14 protein-coding genes are annotated in these 15386 nt (G+C 63.5%); 7 read left to right on the forward strand and 7 right to left on the reverse strand.

Annotation, left to right across the window (positions count from 1 at the left end; genetic code table 11):
* The first annotated feature begins 1 nt into the window (after position 1).
* The 7 genes from LWE61_RS15755 (at position 2) to LWE61_RS15785 (ending at position 6860) form a co-directional block, all read left to right on the forward strand.
* Complete coding sequence (locus LWE61_RS15755; RefSeq protein ID WP_234151609.1) at positions 2-229, forward strand: hypothetical protein; 228 nt, start codon at positions 2-4, stop codon at positions 227-229.
* On the forward strand, positions 205-1467 hold the full coding sequence (locus tag LWE61_RS15760) for an MFS transporter (RefSeq protein ID WP_234151610.1): 1263 nt from the start codon (positions 205-207) through the stop codon (positions 1465-1467). The genes LWE61_RS15755 and LWE61_RS15760 overlap by 25 nt, the downstream gene beginning before the upstream one ends.
* A 109-nt stretch (positions 1468-1576) precedes the next feature.
* Positions 1577-2791, forward strand: a complete 1215-nt coding sequence (locus tag LWE61_RS15765) for an aromatic ring-hydroxylating oxygenase subunit alpha (protein ID WP_234151611.1) — start codon at positions 1577-1579, stop codon at positions 2789-2791.
* Between the two features lie 182 nt (positions 2792-2973).
* Positions 2974-3459, forward strand: a complete 486-nt coding sequence (locus LWE61_RS15770) for a VOC family protein (RefSeq protein WP_234151612.1) — start codon at positions 2974-2976, stop codon at positions 3457-3459.
* 166 nt (positions 3460-3625) lie between these two features.
* Positions 3626-4720, forward strand: coding sequence for an acetamidase/formamidase family protein (locus LWE61_RS15775; RefSeq protein ID WP_234151613.1), 1095 nt, complete (start codon positions 3626-3628; stop codon positions 4718-4720).
* Between the two features lie 39 nt (positions 4721-4759).
* On the forward strand, positions 4760-5572 hold the full coding sequence (locus LWE61_RS15780) for a TauD/TfdA dioxygenase family protein (RefSeq protein ID WP_234151614.1): 813 nt from the start codon (positions 4760-4762) through the stop codon (positions 5570-5572).
* Positions 5573-5708: 136 nt separating this feature from the next.
* Positions 5709-6860, forward strand: coding sequence for a serine hydrolase domain-containing protein (locus LWE61_RS15785; protein ID WP_234151685.1), 1152 nt, complete (start codon positions 5709-5711; stop codon positions 6858-6860).
* Between the two features lie 5 nt (positions 6861-6865).
* On the opposite strand, the gene LWE61_RS15790 is transcribed toward LWE61_RS15785, so the two are convergent.
* From LWE61_RS15790 to LWE61_RS15820, 7 genes are all read right to left on the reverse strand, one after another.
* Positions 6866-9205 (reverse strand): acetamidase/formamidase family protein, encoded by a 2340-nt coding sequence (locus tag LWE61_RS15790; protein WP_234151615.1) that lies wholly within the window; start codon positions 9203-9205, stop codon positions 6866-6868.
* Positions 9206-9336: 131 nt separating this feature from the next.
* Positions 9337-10278: a zinc-binding metallopeptidase family protein gene (locus tag LWE61_RS15795; RefSeq protein ID WP_234151616.1), complete on the reverse strand. Its 942-nt coding sequence runs from the start codon at positions 10276-10278 to the stop codon at positions 9337-9339.
* Complete coding sequence (locus LWE61_RS15800) at positions 10263-10748, reverse strand: hypothetical protein (RefSeq protein ID WP_234151617.1); 486 nt, start codon at positions 10746-10748, stop codon at positions 10263-10265. The genes LWE61_RS15795 and LWE61_RS15800 overlap by 16 nt, the downstream gene beginning before the upstream one ends.
* A 133-nt stretch (positions 10749-10881) precedes the next feature.
* Positions 10882-12177, reverse strand: a complete 1296-nt coding sequence (locus tag LWE61_RS15805) for an MFS transporter (protein ID WP_234151618.1) — start codon at positions 12175-12177, stop codon at positions 10882-10884.
* Complete coding sequence (locus tag LWE61_RS15810; RefSeq protein ID WP_234151619.1) at positions 12162-13592, reverse strand: amidohydrolase family protein; 1431 nt, start codon at positions 13590-13592, stop codon at positions 12162-12164. Before LWE61_RS15810 ends, LWE61_RS15805 begins: the two co-directional genes overlap by 16 nt.
* Positions 13580-14242 (reverse strand): cysteine hydrolase family protein, encoded by a 663-nt coding sequence (locus LWE61_RS15815; protein ID WP_234151620.1) that lies wholly within the window; start codon positions 14240-14242, stop codon positions 13580-13582. Before LWE61_RS15815 ends, LWE61_RS15810 begins: the two co-directional genes overlap by 13 nt.
* Positions 14235-15359, reverse strand: a complete 1125-nt coding sequence (locus LWE61_RS15820; RefSeq protein WP_234151621.1) for an LLM class flavin-dependent oxidoreductase — start codon at positions 15357-15359, stop codon at positions 14235-14237. The genes LWE61_RS15815 and LWE61_RS15820 overlap by 8 nt, the downstream gene beginning before the upstream one ends.
* Positions 15360-15386 lie beyond the last annotated feature (27 nt).

Below are 15386 nucleotides of genomic sequence, written 5' to 3' on the forward strand. Positions count from 1 at the left end.
CGTGACGGTGAAAGCCGTTGCGCCCTTTTTGTTGCATCTGCGTCCATTGATCGCCGCCGCCGTGCATCAACAGAAACCGTTTCAATCCGCAATCAACTCTTCGGGCGTGAGCCATCAAGAGCATGCGGGGCAGCCATGCGAGGTTGCACAGGTGATCGTTGGGGCATCGTGCCGCGACGCCGGAAAGCCGCATCAGGAGATTGTATGCCCCGCAACCTTCTCGTCATGATCGTCGCGTCACTTGGTTTCTTTTTCGTAACGGCGACGACATTCACCTCCCTAGGCTATGTGCTCTACACTATGGTCGCGGAACTGGGCTGGTCCCAGGCTGCCGCAGGCCTCAGCTTCTCGCTGCTCGGTCTTGCATGCGGTCTCAGCAGCCCCCTGCCCCCGCTCCTGATGAAAATGATCGGCACCCGCCTCACCATGTTCGCGGGTTGCATGATCCTGGCCGCCGGTTTCGGCACCGCTTCGGTGATCGAGAATCTCGGCCTTTTCTTCATGGCGACGACGTTGATGGGTATCGGCTTTTCGCTCGTGGCCCCCTCGCCCGCCATCTACCTGCTGGCGACATGGTTTCCGAAAAGCTCTTCGCGCATGATCGGCTTTTATTTCATGTCCGGTTCGGCGGGCGGTATCGCCGGGCCGCTCATCGTCGGGACAATTGTCGGCTTGACGGGTAGCTGGCGCCTGCACTGGATGGTCATGGCCGCCATGGCAATCGTGCTTGGCATCTTGTGCCTCATCGCCATCCGTGATGCGGTCAAGGTCGAAAGTGTGGAACAGGTGAGGGGCGCAGGTTCCGGCCATGCCGTCGCGGCGGGCGAGTCCCCGTGGACGGTGCGTGAAGCCCTCTTCAGCCCCACCTTCCTAATCCTCGCCTTCGCCATGACCGTTGTTCAAACCGTCGTAACCACCACGCACAGCGCGCTCGTCTCCCATGTCGCCAACATGGGCATGGGCGCAGCGGCAGGCGCCATCGCCATGAGCCTCGTTGCGCTGGCCGGTACGCTGGCCAAGGGCGTCACAGGGGCGCTGTGTGAGCGGATCGACCCCAAGCGGCTGCTGGTCGGCGGCCTGGCCCTGCAAAGTGTCGCCATCGCCATGCTCTGCACAGCGACCGGCCTTGCAGGCGCCTACACCGCCTCACTGTTGTTCGGTATCGGCTGGGGCCTCGCCTGGCTTAGCGCCCATATCCTGCTGCTGCGCTATTTCGGGGCGGCGATCGCGGGTGACATGACCGCCATGGCGACCACAGCGACGACCTTTGCGGTGTTCGGTCCCATCTTTGCGGGGCGGATCGCGGATACGACGGGCGGTTTTGGCCTGGCACTGGCCACCTTCGCGGTCCTGCTGGCCATCGCCACCCTGTCGACGGCCCTGTTCCTGCGGCCGCCGGTCCGGGTGAAGGCACGGATGGAGCAGGACGTGCTGCTGATCGAGCCGGAGGTCGTAGCCGCCGAATGACTGAACCCGCGCGCCGTCGTGAAAGCGACGGCGCCAGAACAGATGGCGGGATGACGCCGCCATTTCAGACGATAAGCCCTCACCGGGTCGCCATTGACGGGATGTGACTATGACGCTTCTGACCGACCAGTTTTTCGACAGCTTCGCCAGCTCGATCGCGGACACGCTGGAAGCGGACACGTTGCCGCCCGCCTGCTACACCGACGAGGAGTTCTTCCAATTCGAGCGGCAGGCAATCTTCTACCGTGAATGGCTGTGCGTCGGGCGGGTCGAGTGGCTGGAGAAGCCGGGCGATTTCTTCACCGCCACCCATGCGGGCGAACCGATCATCGTGGCCATGGACCGCGATGGCGAAATCAACGCCCTATCCGCTGTGTGTCAGCATCGGGCGATGCTGGTGGCGGAGGGGAGCGGCAATACGCGCGCCTTCGTTTGTCCCTATCATCACTGGACCTATGATCTGAACGGCGCTCTGGTCGGTGCGCCCGCGATGAACCGTACCTGCGATTTCGACAAGGCCAGCGCCAGTCTGCCCCGTCTCAAACTGGAGACATGGCATGGCTTTGTCTTCATCAATTTCGATCCGGTGGCCGCACCACTGACCCCACGCTTGGCCGGGATTGAGGATGTTGTCGCCCATTATGACTTCACCAGTGCGCGTGGCCCTCGTCCCGATGCGCCGCCATCCCTGCCATGGAACTGGAAGGTGATGTTCGAGAATAACAACGATGGCTATCATGCCAATCGCCTGCATGCCGGGCCTTTGCACGATATCGTGCCCAGCTCGCTTGCCAGCTTCCCCGAACTGCCAACCGAAACGGCGGGCTATTATCGACTCAATGGGTCATTGCACGCCGATGCCAGTTTCAACGCCACGCAAAAGGCGGTGTTTCCGGTTTTCCCTGCACTGACGGAGGAGGAACGCAACCGCCTGCTGTTCGTCAACCTGCCGCCCAGCCTTTCGCTTGTCGTGATGGCCGACATGGTGATCTACATGATTCTCTACGCAGAGGGAGCAGGCCACCATTCGATGACCACCGGCATCCTGCTCCACCCCGAAGCCATGGCTGATCCGCTTTATGAGCATAAGATGCGGATGAATTTGGACGCGGTGACGGAGATCGTCGCGCAGGACATGCATGTGGACTTGCTCGTCCAGCAGGGCCTGAAGTCGAAATTCGCGCCGCGCGGTCGCTATAGCTGGCAGGAAGGCGCTCAGCGGCAATTCAATATGTGGCTGGTCGAACGCTATTGGGGCGAGCGGGATCGCCAGCGTGGTCCTTCTGCTCCCGTCACCCAGATCCGGCGCAGCAACACCGCCTGAATCTGGCTCCTGTCTCTGTGTCGTTCCTGTGCGGCGCCCATCATTGGTGGGCGCCATTTTTATGTGGGAACTCAAATGGGTTCGCACTTGTCCCGACGCCCCCGGTCAACCTTTTGTGCGTCCGCCGTAGAGCGCGGTTCAGCTCCGCTGATACCCCTTGAGGGGACATATGGGAGACCCTGATGACAAACAGCCTGATCTTTGTTGACCTTGCTTCCGACGATCCGGCGGCCGCCGGCGCCTTCTATGCCGAAGTCTTTGGCTGGCAAAATGATGCACGGCCCCAAGGCGTCTATCACCGTATGGTGCCCGGCGGCTTCTTTCCCAACAAGGATGGCTCGGACAGTGAGATCGGAAACCTCCATTTTGGCATTTTCGACGCGGCCAATGCACTCCCCCATCCCCAACCCGGTGGCGTCGAGCCGCGGAGCCTTTCTACCGGCGGACGCAAACCGCGCATCTGGGTGCTGGTTTCCGACGAGGACACGCCGGAACGTATATTGGACACGGCCGAGCGGCTGGGCGCTACGATCCTGTGGCGCAACCATTATTGGAAGGAGTTCAACGGCTTCAACCATGCCTTTGCCGATCCGTGGGGAAATGAGATCCTTTTGTGGGTGAAGGCTGGAGAAAATCCCGTAATTCCCGACAATTATACGAAGCAATAGGCGCGAACAGTCCGGTGAAGCGCGCAACTGATTGTGCGCTTCACCACAAGACTGCACCACCCTCCCCCTCATAGCTTTTCTCCTGCAAATTCCCAGCATGACGAGCATCTTCATCGGCGCTGCATGATCTGGTCCTGTCCTTTCAACCTGCCTCAGAGGAGTTCCGATGGCACTGATCAGCCTTAAGCCCGCAGCGGTTCGCGAGGATGTCCAGCCAAGTGCCCTGCATTATCTGAGGGCGACACCGGAAACGGTCCATTGGGGCTATTTCTCACCGGACATCAAACCATCGCTGACCGTGAAGAGCGGCGACCTGATCCAGGCGCAGGCGGTGACCCATCATGCGGGCGATGATCCCGTTTTGATGTTCGACGACGACATCCGACGCATCTTCACGGAAATCGACCCGGCGACCCGTGCGCCGGGTTGCCATATCATGACCGGTCCCATCTATGTCGAAGGTGCGGAGCCGGGCGACATGCTGGAAGTGCGCTACTTCGAGATGAAACCCCGTTTCAATTATGGTTCCAATCTTCAGGCGAACTGGGGTCATCTCTACAAGGAGTTTGGCGAGACGGAGCGGGTAACGATCTACAAGATCGACCGGAACGCCAACACCGCCAGCGCCCTTTACGCCTATGATGTGGATGAGACCTATATCACCCCCGGCCGCATTACCCACTGCCCGGACTGCGACCGACAGGCCGCATTGCCCGGCATCACCATCCCGGCTCGCCCTCACCTCGGCACGGCGGGCGTGGCCCCTGCGGTCAATGCGCCGGTCAGCACCATTCCGCCGGGCCTGCATGGCGGCAATATCGACAACTGGCGCATCGGCGCGGGAGCACGCATGTATTATCCGGTACAGGTGAAGGGCGCTCTTTTCTCCATCGGCGATCCCCATATCAGCCAGGGCGACGGCGAGATCAGCGGAACCGCCATCGAAGCCTCATTGGATGTGCTGTTCCAGATCATCCTGCGCAAGGATTTCAGCTTCCCCTCGCCCCTCCTTGAGACGGACGATTGCTGGATCGTCCATGGCTTTGGCGCGGATCTGGACGAGGCGATGAGAAGCGCATCGCTCGACATGCTCCACCTCCTGACCGAACATCAAGGTCTTTCCCGCACGGACAGCTACTCGCTGATGAGCGTCGCGGCGGACTTTGGCGTGACGCAGGTCGTGGACGGCACGCAGGGCATCCATTGCCGCATCGAACGTCGCATCTTCCCGGATCGGGGCAGTGTCCTCGATCCTGATTGACGGGCCACCCTGTCCCTCCCGTCGCACAAGGACTAAACCATGACTTATGAACTACTGGACGTGCGGCCGATGACCAAGCGGATCGGTGCCGAGATTTTCGGGGTCGATCTCAGCCAGCCGCTGGGCAATCAGGCCTATAGCGAAATCCATACGGCACTGATGCAGCATCAAGTGATCTTCTTCCGCGATCAGGCCCTGACACATGATGCCCATAAGGCGTTCGCGCGCTCGTTCGGCGACCTTGCGATTCATTCAGGCGTGAAGGGACTGGACGATCATCCCGAAGTGGTCGCCATTCATGCAGATGAGAACAGCAAGTTCGTCGCGGGCGAGAAATGGCATTCCGATCTCAGTTGTGATCCCGAACCGCCGATGGGCAGTATCCTGCACATGCATACCCTGCCCGATCATGGTGGGGACACATTGTTCGCCAGCATGTACGCCGCCTATGACGCTCTTTCGCCGGCGATGAAGCGGTTTCTGGAACCGTTGACGGCGGTCCATGACGGAAACCATGTCTATAAGGCTATCTTCCCGGATTCCACCAAGACCTATCCTTGCAACTCACATCCGGTTGTCCGCACCCACCCGGTGACGGGGCGCAAGCTGCTGTTCGTAAACTCATCCTATACGACCAGGGTCAACGAGTTGTCGAAGGAGGAGAGTCAGGCGATCCTGGCCTTCCTGTTCCAGCATGTGCAAAATCCCAACTTCCATGTCCGTTTTCGCTGGCAGCGGGACAGTCTGGCTTTCTGGGATAACCGTTGCACACAGCATTTCGCGGTATGGGATTATTTTCCCGATGTGCGGTCAGGCTATAGGGTGACGGTGGCTGGCGACAAGCCCTTTTGAGATGACGATGGTGAATCGTCGGGCCATGCTAGGCGCAATCCTATCCTTTCCCGCTCTAGGGGGCGGCAGCAGGACATGGGCAAAGTCCGCACCTTTGTCAGACGCGAGCGAGTCTTTGCACCGGCAATTGTCGGCCATGGTGGACAAAAGGGAAATCCCCAATGCCATCGTTCTGGTGGTGCAGGATGGCCAGCCCCTCCTGTCCGTCCGGGTCGGCTATAGCGATGTCGAGGCCAAGGTGCCCGTAGCCGATGATGCGATCTTCCGTCTCTACTCGATGACGAAACCCATCACCAGTGTCGCCATCCTGATGCTGGTCGAGCAAGGTCGGCTGTCGCTTGGCGATCCGGTGGAGCAATATCTGCCCGAGCTGAGCGCATTGCGCGTCTACAAGAGTGGGGCAGACGAGCGGCTGGAGACAAGCGCCCTCACCCGCTCCGTTACGATCGAGGATCTTCTGCTTCATCGATCTGGGATGAGCTATGAATTCATGGGCAACACGCCGGTCCATTGCTACTATCGGCGCCATGGCGTCAGTCGCTCCACGGCAGTTGCCAGTGGCGCGGATCAGGCCGCTCCGGCGCGTACTTTGGATGAACTGGTCGCACGTCTTGGTCCTGCGCCACTTCTGCATCAGCCGGGGGAACGGTTCAGCTATGGCTTTTCCACGACAGTGTTGGGGGCTGTGGTCGAACATGTGTCGGGCGAAAAACTGGATCAGTTCCTTCACCGGCATATCTTCGATCCGCTAGCAATGCGGGACACCGGATTCGTGGTGGACGAGGCCCGTCTGCCGCGCCTCGTTACAAACTATGTCGCGGCGGAAGGCGGTCTTCAACCCGTCGATCGGCCTGGCTTGTCCGAATATCGCGACACAGGCCGTTTGCTCGACGGCGGTGGTGGTCTGGTGAGCACAATGGAGGACTATCGCCATTTTGCCGAGATGCTGGCAAATAGAGGCCACTGGAATGGGCGCCATATCCTCAAGGCGAGTAGCGTCGATGCGATGTTCACGCCACGCCTGAGAACCGGCGGGTCATCGCAGGAGGATACGCCTTTTGGTTACGGCCTCGCCATAGGAGACGCAGAAACGGAGGCCAGAGGGCTGCTGCCGGTCGGTGCGGGAAGCTGGGGCGGCTCGGCCAACAGCTTCTTCTTTGCCGATCCGGCTCACAGGGCCGTCGCGATCCTGATGACGAACGTGCTGACGCCGGGGTCGTTCAGCGCCCGCACTTATGCCTTGCGAAGGATGCTGACCAGCGCAACTCTCACCGTCATTCGACGATAGCGGCCCTAGCTGGTGAACAGTCCCTTGCGGATGATCGCATGCACGCCGAAATTGCCATTCACCACCTGCGATACGCCAAAGTCCACGCCGACCGAGAGCAATGAGATTGCCTCGTCCTCGCTGAGCCTCTTGGCGGTCATCAGGAAGCGTCGGGCCTTGCGAAAGGCGTCACGCATGGCAGAATCTATAGAGGATTGCTTGTAGACTTCACTTTGTGCGTCCTCTCCCAGTTCCTTCAGATAGTCCGGGTGGCTGAAGCCCATGATAACCCATTCGGTCTCTGTTTCGATCAGCGGGTAATCCAGGTCACGCAAAGGGTCCATGACCGTCGCGGCGCGATGATGGATGATCTGGATCAACCCGGTCATGGAGCATTCGATTGCGGTTCCGCACAACTCAGAATCGCCCTGCGACGCATGGGGGTCGCCCAGAGACAATAATGCCCCGGCAACCTGTACGGGCAGGAAGATGCGCGACCCCGGCCCTGTCCGCCAATTATCCAGATTTCCGCCATAGGCCGCAGGGGGAACACTATCCACCAGCCCGTTATAGGCCGGGGCCAAGGCGATGACGCCGAAATGGGGGCGGATCGGGATTTCCACGTTTCGCAGCACGTCATAATTGCGTTCGATGGTGGCCGGATCGACCGGAACGCCGGGATAGTCGTATCGTGCATGGCGCACACCGGATGGGTCCACCTGCTCGGTCCAGCGATAGGAATAGACCGCATGGGCCGTGGGCGGCCGACCGCCCGCAGCCTCCACCTCATAGATGGTGATGACCTCCCGCTGCTTGGGTTCGGTCAGCAGGTCCTGGTAATGGAAGCCCCAATAGGTCGCGGCATTGCTGCCGAATGTCTTGCCGGCAAAGCGAGGGTTGCCGCTGGGCCGTGGTTTCAGGTCCAATATTCGCACTTCAATCAGGTCGCCAGGCATGGCCCCTTCAATCGCGATGGGACCGGTGCAGATATGAACGCCAAAGCCCTCCCCCGGCCCACGTCCGAAGGCGCTGGCGTCCATAGGTCCAGCCCCGCGCCGATCGACAGCTTTGCCGGTTTCATCCCAGCGGTAAACGCTTTCCGTGCCAGCATCGCCCTCAACCATCCGTTCGGGATCGTCATTGGCGTGGTGGGTCAGTGTCTCGATAGTGACGAAGTCGCCTGACCGTACCTGAAGGACGGGTTTGAGGGAGCGGCTGAAATAGCCCCAGTGGACGCTTTCCGGGCTGGCGGGGAGATGATGATGCCGAACCGGCTGACTGACATCCATGCCATCATAGTCGATGGCGGCGACTTCGCTGTCCGCTTCCTGTTCGCCTTCCAGCAGCGCGGGAAGAGACGGCTCCGCCTGGACGATAGCCCGTTCTGCCTTGGCGGGGCGGCCACGACGCAGCAAGATGGTCTCGTCATTGTCCTGCGGCGGAGCCTTGCGATATTCGCGCGGGGAAATGCCATATTGCTCGCGAAAGGCGCGACTGAAGGAGGCGCTGTCGTTGAAGCCCCATTCGAACAATATGTCCGAAATTGACTTCTGGACATGCAGCGGGCTGCGCAGGTCAAGGCGGCAGCGTTCCAGACGCCGGACCTTCACATAATGGCCGAAGCTGTCCGTGATCGATTCGAACAGTTTCTGGAGGTAGCGGGGTGAAATGCCATGTTCGGCCGCGACCTGCTGATAATTGAGATCGGGATCGCTGAGCCGGATTTCGATGGTTTGGAAGATGCGTTCCAACAATGCGGCGCGCATGCCCGCCGCACCGCCCAGCGCTTTGACCGGGGCATTGTCGAGCAGGCTGGTGACGAGAAATTCGGGGAAAGCCAGTTCGACCGGGCGGGCCTGATCCGTCGTGATGTCGGGCAGCGTGTCCGCCAGCGAGCGCAGCATGCCGGAGAATATCCGCGCCGCGCCCGCATCCGTGGCGATCTTGCGGGAGGCACCCGCGATAGGGGTCTTGAGGCGCTGGCTCAGAACGCTCTGCGGCACCCGCACCACCAGGCTGCGATTGTCACCGGCAAAGGTCAGGTTAGCGGCGCTGTCACCCCTGCCACAGATCATCTCTCCATCCGCCAGCGTCAGTGTCTGCTGCGTATCGCGCATGGTCGCCGACCCGTCGAGGACCATGGCGAGCCAGTAGGAGCCGGGCTGTTCCCGGAAATCGACCGACCAGCCCTGCGGCGTGCCGGTCACGCGGATGAAATCGATCCCGGTGCTGCTGCGGAACTGGATCAGTTCGCCATAGAGCGATGTCTCGTCAGCCTCGTCGAGGGTGAGCGACAATCGCTTCAGTGCGAAGCGCCAGGCGTCCCGCCGTTGTTCCTTGGGATAGGCATTTGTCGTGAAGCGCAAGAGAGACCACCTTGAAACAGAGGGTGGCACCCTTTCCCCGTTTTCCGATCTCTGTCTTGTCGGATACCGTCCAAGCTATTGACGGAACAGGGGAGCGTCAATCGACGCAATCGGGGGACAGGCCGCCCGGATCAAAAGGGTGTCTCATCTCCATACACACTGGTCGCCCCGCTCGCCGCCCCGACATCCGACCCCCGCCCGCATATGGCGAGCATGGTGAGGGCGTAGATCAGCGCGCTTTGCGTCATATCTGCCGGGGTCGGACGCCAGCGCGGCATGCCGGTGGTGACGGCGGGCACGCGGTGCATGTTGAACACATTATGGTCGCGCCACATGCTGGAATAAACGGGATGGGCCCGTTCCAGCGGGGTGCCGCCGGTCGCGAGCCGGGTCGCGGCGTCCACCGCGCCCACGAGGGGGGCGACGGCGTTCGGATCCGCCTCGAAACCATGGCGCACGACCATGGCCTCGACGTCGAACGCCTCCACGTCGACGTCGCGCATCGCGGCCATGATGCCATGATAGGCGTCGGCAGCCTTCTGCCGGGGGTTGAGGTTTACGTCGATGTAGAGTGCGCAAACCTCCGTCCCCGCGCCAAAGTCGAAAGGCATGCCACCGCGCACGGAGGCGATCTGCACCTTGGGAACGGACCGGCCGCCGGGCGTGTCGAGGATGGAATCACGTTCGAACGCCAGGCTCCAGGCGTGGAGAGCGTCGATCACGGGGCCGAGCCGATAGATGGGATTGGGGTGGGCGCGGGCGTCGGCGGGCGCGTCGAGGATGGGGGTGAAGACCCCGCGCCCGAAGAGGCGGACGCGGAACAGCGCATAGCCGCATCCCTGCCATGTGAGGCCGAAATCCGTGCCCTCCGCCGCGATGGCATAATCGGGCGCGACGCCGCCATGGTGGAAGAGATAATGGGCGCCGATGTCCTTGCCATTATAGCCGATGCCGGAAAATTCCTCGATCGGTTCCGGCCCAATCTCGCCGGGGCAGGCGGTCAGCCATGTCTTGCCGGCGAGGCCGATGCCGGCTTTCTTCAGCGCCTTGGCCGCGATCAGGAAGCAGGACATCGGGCCGCGATCATTCGAGATGGGGTAGCCGCGCAACGCGCCATCCTCGATCCAGCATTGCGTCCACTCGGGATCGGCGAGGGTGGAGTCCCGATAGCGGAAGGCGTTCTGCTCCGGCAGGGCGCTGGGGCTTTCGGTGTCGAGGTGGCGGTGAAGAGGAGATTGGCGCCGGGCGCGGTGCCGCCATATTCGCCGATGATATTGGGACGCTCCGGGGTCGCGCCGATGCGGCGGGGGCGGAAGCCCTCCACCGCCATCCAGTCATGGACGAAGGCGGCGGCGGCGGCTTCCTCTCGCGAGCGGCTGGGGATGTTGCCCAGCGTCAGGGCAAGCTGCACCAGTTCGTCGGTGTCGATGGCGGCGGCGATGGCGTCACGCTCCGCCGCGCTGACCGCATAGGGCGCGTGGGCAGGGTCGGAGAAGGCCGGTTCGGGCGCGATTGAGGGCAAGGATGGGGCGCGGTCCGCCATGGTTTTTCTCCCGAAGGTTTTTCAACTGTTACAACCGAATGGGTGTTTTGAACGTGGGGGCGAAGGGGCGGGCGGTTTGGGGGTGGAATGGGGGCCGGAACCGGGGCTGGCTGTTGGATCGGGGCCTGTTGGATCAGTGGGTGGGAAGGATCATCCCCTCCGCCATGGACGCGGTCCGGGCGCCGTAGCGGGGCAGCAGCAGGAGCAGCAGCGCGCCGATGGCGAGGCAGATGCCCGCGACGACCAGCGCATGGCGATAGCTGTGGTGGGCGTCATAGGAGGCGTCCAGCAGGATGGGGGTGATGCCCTGCGCGGCGATGACGGCGGAATAGAGGACGCCGATGATCGCCCCGAACGCCCGCATCCCGAAGTAGCGCGCGACGAAGAAGGGCAGCGCCCCGAACTGCGTGCCCAGCGCAATGCCCAGCAGCGCGCCGCCCAGCATCAGCGCAGGCACCGACCCGCCAAATTCCAGCAGGGCCAGCCCCGCGATGGCCATGGCGTAGAGGGGCACGGCGATGCGCGGCGTGGGGATGACGTCCATGATCCGCCCCATCGCGACCTGCCAGCCCGACGTCACCAGCGCGAAGACGCCGATGACCATGGTGCCGGTCGCCACGCCATGGCCCCGGTCGCCCAGAATGGGCACGACATGGCTGAAGATGGCGGTGGTGACGCCCGCACCCGTGGCGATAGCGACGAGGAGGAGCCAGAAGGTCGGGGTCCGCATCGCCTCCGCCAGGGTCAGCTCGGTCAGGGTCGGGCCGCCCTGCCCCTCCCCCATCGCCGCGCCGCCGACGCCCGCCCGGTCGTGCAGCAGAAACCACAGGATCGGCAGGGCGACCAGCAGCATGACCGCACCGATCCCCAGATAGCCCGCCCGCCAGCCCAGATGGGAGACGAGCGCCGCCGCAATGACCGGGAGCACGATGGAGCCGACGCCGCAGCCCACCCCGCCGCTGATACCCAAGGCGGTCCCCCTGCCCTCCTCAAACCAGTCGGCCACCAGTTTTTGAAAGATGGGGGTTCCGGCCATCGCCCCGAAGGAGGCGATTACCGCGAAGGTCAGGTAGAACTGGATCAGGCTGCCGTTGGTCAGGGCCAGCGCGGCGATGGACAGGGCCAGACCGACCACCCCGACCAGCAGCGTGGGGCGCGCACCATGCCGGTCGATATGGCGGCCGACCAGCGGATAAAGGATCGCGCCGACGACCGCGACGATGCCCAGCGCGACGGAGATGCTGGCCCGCGACCAGCCGAACCCCTGCGACAGGGGCAGCAGGAACAGGCCGAACACGGCATGGACGGCGGGCGTCACGCTGACACCATTGCCGATGGTGCAGGCGAGCAGCACGGCGCCACGACCGGACGCAGGGGCAACGACGGATGGCGGGGCAGAAGACCGGGAGGACGTCAGGACACTGGCCATAGGGAGGGCACCTTCATTCCCGCGCGGGCGAGCACCGCCGCACCGGCGGCCTCCACCTCGGCATAGAGTTTTTCCTCGTCGATCAGGGTCGAGCGATAGTTGTCGACCACCCGCCGGCCATCGACCCAGACGCTGTGCACGCCCCGGCCATCGGCGGAATAGACGAGCTGATTCACGACATTCAGCAGGGGCCGCCATTCGGGCCGGTTGCGGTCGTGGAGGACGAAATCGGCGCGCTTGCCCGGCTCCAGCGAGCCGATGGCATGACCAAGCTGCGCGCCGCGTGCGCCGTTGATCGTCGCCATTTCCAGCACGCGGGTGGCGGGAAACAGGCTGGCGTCGCGCCGGGCATCCTTGAACAGGCCCGCCGTGGCGAACATGGCGCGCATCATATCCGCGCTGTTGCCATTATTGTTGCCGTCGGTGCCGAACTGGATGTTCACCCCCGCCGCCGCCATTTCGGGAAAGAGGCCCGCCGCGCTGGCGCCATAGGCCCCCTTCATCGCGGTCATCGGGCAGTGCGTGATGGTGGTGCCGGACGCGGCGATCATCCCCGCCTCCTCCCCATCCAGAAAGATGGCGTGGGTGAGGGAAAGGTGGCCGCCCAGCACGCCGAGGTCGGCCAGATGGGCGATGGGCCTGCGCCCGGTGGTGGCCAGATAATAGTCGGGATCGGCGGGGTCCGCGCTCATATGGGCGGTGACCCCGGTGCCGGTTTCGCGAGCGAGCGCGGTCGCTTCCCGCCACAGATCGTCGGTCGCGGTGTTGTGGCCGACGAGGCAAGGCCATGCGGCGAGCAGCGGATCGCCCGTCGCCGGATAACGCGCCATCTGCCCCTCCAGCCGGGCGATGGCGGCGGTGGTCAGCGCGGCCTGATCCTCATCGGGCGCGAAGGCCCGGTCCTGTACCCATTGGCCCAGCCGTCCCCGGATGCCGGTGGCGGCCAGCGCGTCCGTCACCGCGCCAAGGTCGAGTATGGTCCCCGCCTCCACGAAGCAGGTGGTGCCGGTCCGCAGCATCTCCAGCGCGGCGAAGGTGGCGGACACGGCCTCCTCCTGCGGGGTCTGGACCATATAGGTGGGGATCAGCCAGTCGAAGACATTGGTGCGCCAGTCGGTGTCGTCGGGCACCACGCCGCGCGTGATCGGCTCCCCGGTGATATGGACATGGCCGTTGACGAAGCCCGGCGTGACGACGAAGCGGTCGCGCCCGTCGATCACCTCCCGCGCGACGACAGCCTGTTCGACCATGTCCGACGGGCCGACCGCGATGATCCGGTCGCCCGCGATCGCCAGTCCGCCGTCGCGGTAGATGCGGCGCTGGTCGTCCATGGTGACGATCCAGGCATGGGTGATGAGCAGGTCGGCGGTCAGCACCGCCGCCCCATCGCCGGGCCGGGCGACTATCGTGTCCATGCGGCCTCGACCGCCGGGGTGGTGGTGAGGAGGACGCAATTCTTCTCCAGCGCGTTCAGGGCGCTTTCGTGCAGTCCCGGCTCATAGGCGGCGCAGGCGTCCGAGACGATGAACACGTCATAGTCATGATGGAAGGCGGCCCGTGCGGTCTGGTCGACGCAGCAATCGGTGCTGAGGCCGCAGACGACCAGCGTGTCGATGCCGCGCGCCTGCAATTGCGCGTCGAAATCGGTGCCGTGGAAGCTGTCGTAGAGCCGCTTTTGCACCTCTATGTCGCCCGGTTCGGGAAAGATGCGGTAGTAATCGGCCCCGGCCTCGTCCGCGCGGCAGATCGCCTCCCCGCCGGGACGACCGCGGCGAGCCATCAGCGTTCTGAGTGCGCGGGAGTCCGTGTCCGCCCGTGTCACCACGCGCATCAGGGCGACGGTGGCGCCCGCAAAGCGCGCGGCGGCGACGAGGCGTTCGCAGCGGTCGATGGCGGCCTCCGCCTCCGACAGGTCCACGCCGACCCGGCCGAGCAGACCCTCCGGCGCGGCGAAATCCACCTGTATGTCCACCACCACCAGCGCGGTGCGGGCGGGGTCGATCATCGGCGGCAGGCTGGCCGCATCGACATGCGGCAGGGCGACGGTCTCCATCAGCTCAGCCATTGGCCATCACCTTGACCTTGCCGGGAAAGCGGTCGCGCAGGACGGGCAGCACCTCGTTACCGAAAATGGGGATGCCGGTCAGATAGTCGGGGAAGATCAGCATCAGGCCGTCGGTCTGCGACACCTCGAACAACTCCGTCAGTTGCTCGATCACCGTGGCGGGCGAGCCGAGGATGTTGGCGGCCATGAAGCCCGACCGGCTCTTCTCGACAAAGGCGTTCTCCTTGCCGATCTCCGCGTCGAGGAAGCCATAGGCGCGCATCATGCCGCGCAGGGCACCCTCGTCCAGCCCCGCGCGATAATGGTCGGCCGTCGCCCTTGCCTCCGCATCCGTCTTGCCAAAGACGATGGTGAGCATGGAGTAAGTGCGGATGGTGCGGCCATATTCGGCGGCGATGTCCTTGGCCCGGCGGCTGGCGGCGGCCAGTTCCACCGCGTTGCCGCCCGACAGGAAGATGGCGTCCAGCTCCTCCGATGTCAGGCGCATCCCCTTTTCGGACGTGCCCGCGCAGACGAGGAAGGGCTTGGTTTCCGGCTTGGGCCAGGACTGGCAGTCGTCCAGCGTGAAATAGTCGCCGTGGCGGGTGACGCTGTCCTGCGTCCACAGCGCCTTGATCGCGCGGATCCATTCATAGGCGAGGTCGTATCGCTGGTCATGGTCGACATGCTCCGGCCAGGCGCCCATCTGCGCGAATTCGCCCTTGTAGGAGCCGGTGACGATGTTGAGGCCCGCGCGGCCGCCGCTGACCTCCTGCAACGTCGCCAGCATCTTGGCCGCGACGCCGGGATTTTGCAGGAGCGTGTGGAGGGTGGTCCAGACCTTCACCCGGCTCGTCACCTCGGCCAGCGCGGCCATCAGGACGATGGGGTCGAGCGAGCTGTTCCAATGGTCCGTCTCGCCGCCATAACCGCGGAATTTCGACATGGACATGATGAAGTCCAGCCCCGCCTCCTCCGCCAGCACGGCGCATTGGCGGTTGTAGGCGTAGGAGCCGTCCAGCACCGGCTTGTTCTTCGAGAGTATCCAGCCGCCGTTGGCGATGGGCAGGAAGATGCCGAGATCCTTGCCGCCGGTGTCGGATGGCAATCCAAAGGGGGCCGGTTGAAACACTGTCATCATCTACTCCTCGTCGGGCATCCCCAG

The organism is Sphingobium sufflavum (assembly GCF_021403115.1).
Taxonomy (GTDB): Bacteria; Pseudomonadota; Alphaproteobacteria; order Sphingomonadales; family Sphingomonadaceae; genus Sphingobium; species Sphingobium sufflavum.

Coding starts and splice junctions, on each gene's coding strand:
- LWE61_RS15760 (WP_234151610.1), top strand. CDS start 205: ATGCCCCGCAACCTTCTCGTCATGATCGTCGCGTCACTTGGTTTCTTT.
- LWE61_RS15765 (WP_234151611.1), top strand. CDS start 1,577: ATGACGCTTCTGACCGACCAGTTTTTCGACAGCTTCGCCAGCTCGATC.
- LWE61_RS15770 (WP_234151612.1), top strand. CDS start 2,974: ATGACAAACAGCCTGATCTTTGTTGACCTTGCTTCCGACGATCCGGCG.
- LWE61_RS15775 (WP_234151613.1), top strand. CDS start 3,626: ATGGCACTGATCAGCCTTAAGCCCGCAGCGGTTCGCGAGGATGTCCAG.
- LWE61_RS15780 (WP_234151614.1), top strand. CDS start 4,760: ATGACTTATGAACTACTGGACGTGCGGCCGATGACCAAGCGGATCGGT.
- LWE61_RS15785 (WP_234151685.1), top strand. CDS start 5,709: ATGGTGGACAAAAGGGAAATCCCCAATGCCATCGTTCTGGTGGTGCAG.
- LWE61_RS15795 (WP_234151616.1), bottom strand. CDS start 10,278: ATGTCCTGCTTCCTGATCGCGGCCAAGGCGCTGAAGAAAGCCGGCATC.
- LWE61_RS15800 (WP_234151617.1), bottom strand. CDS start 10,748: ATGGCGGACCGCGCCCCATCCTTGCCCTCAATCGCGCCCGAACCGGCC.
- LWE61_RS15805 (WP_234151618.1), bottom strand. CDS start 12,177: ATGGCCAGTGTCCTGACGTCCTCCCGGTCTTCTGCCCCGCCATCCGTC.
- LWE61_RS15810 (WP_234151619.1), bottom strand. CDS start 13,592: ATGGACACGATAGTCGCCCGGCCCGGCGATGGGGCGGCGGTGCTGACC.
- LWE61_RS15815 (WP_234151620.1), bottom strand. CDS start 14,242: ATGGCTGAGCTGATGGAGACCGTCGCCCTGCCGCATGTCGATGCGGCC.
- LWE61_RS15820 (WP_234151621.1), bottom strand. CDS start 15,359: ATGACAGTGTTTCAACCGGCCCCCTTTGGATTGCCATCCGACACCGGC.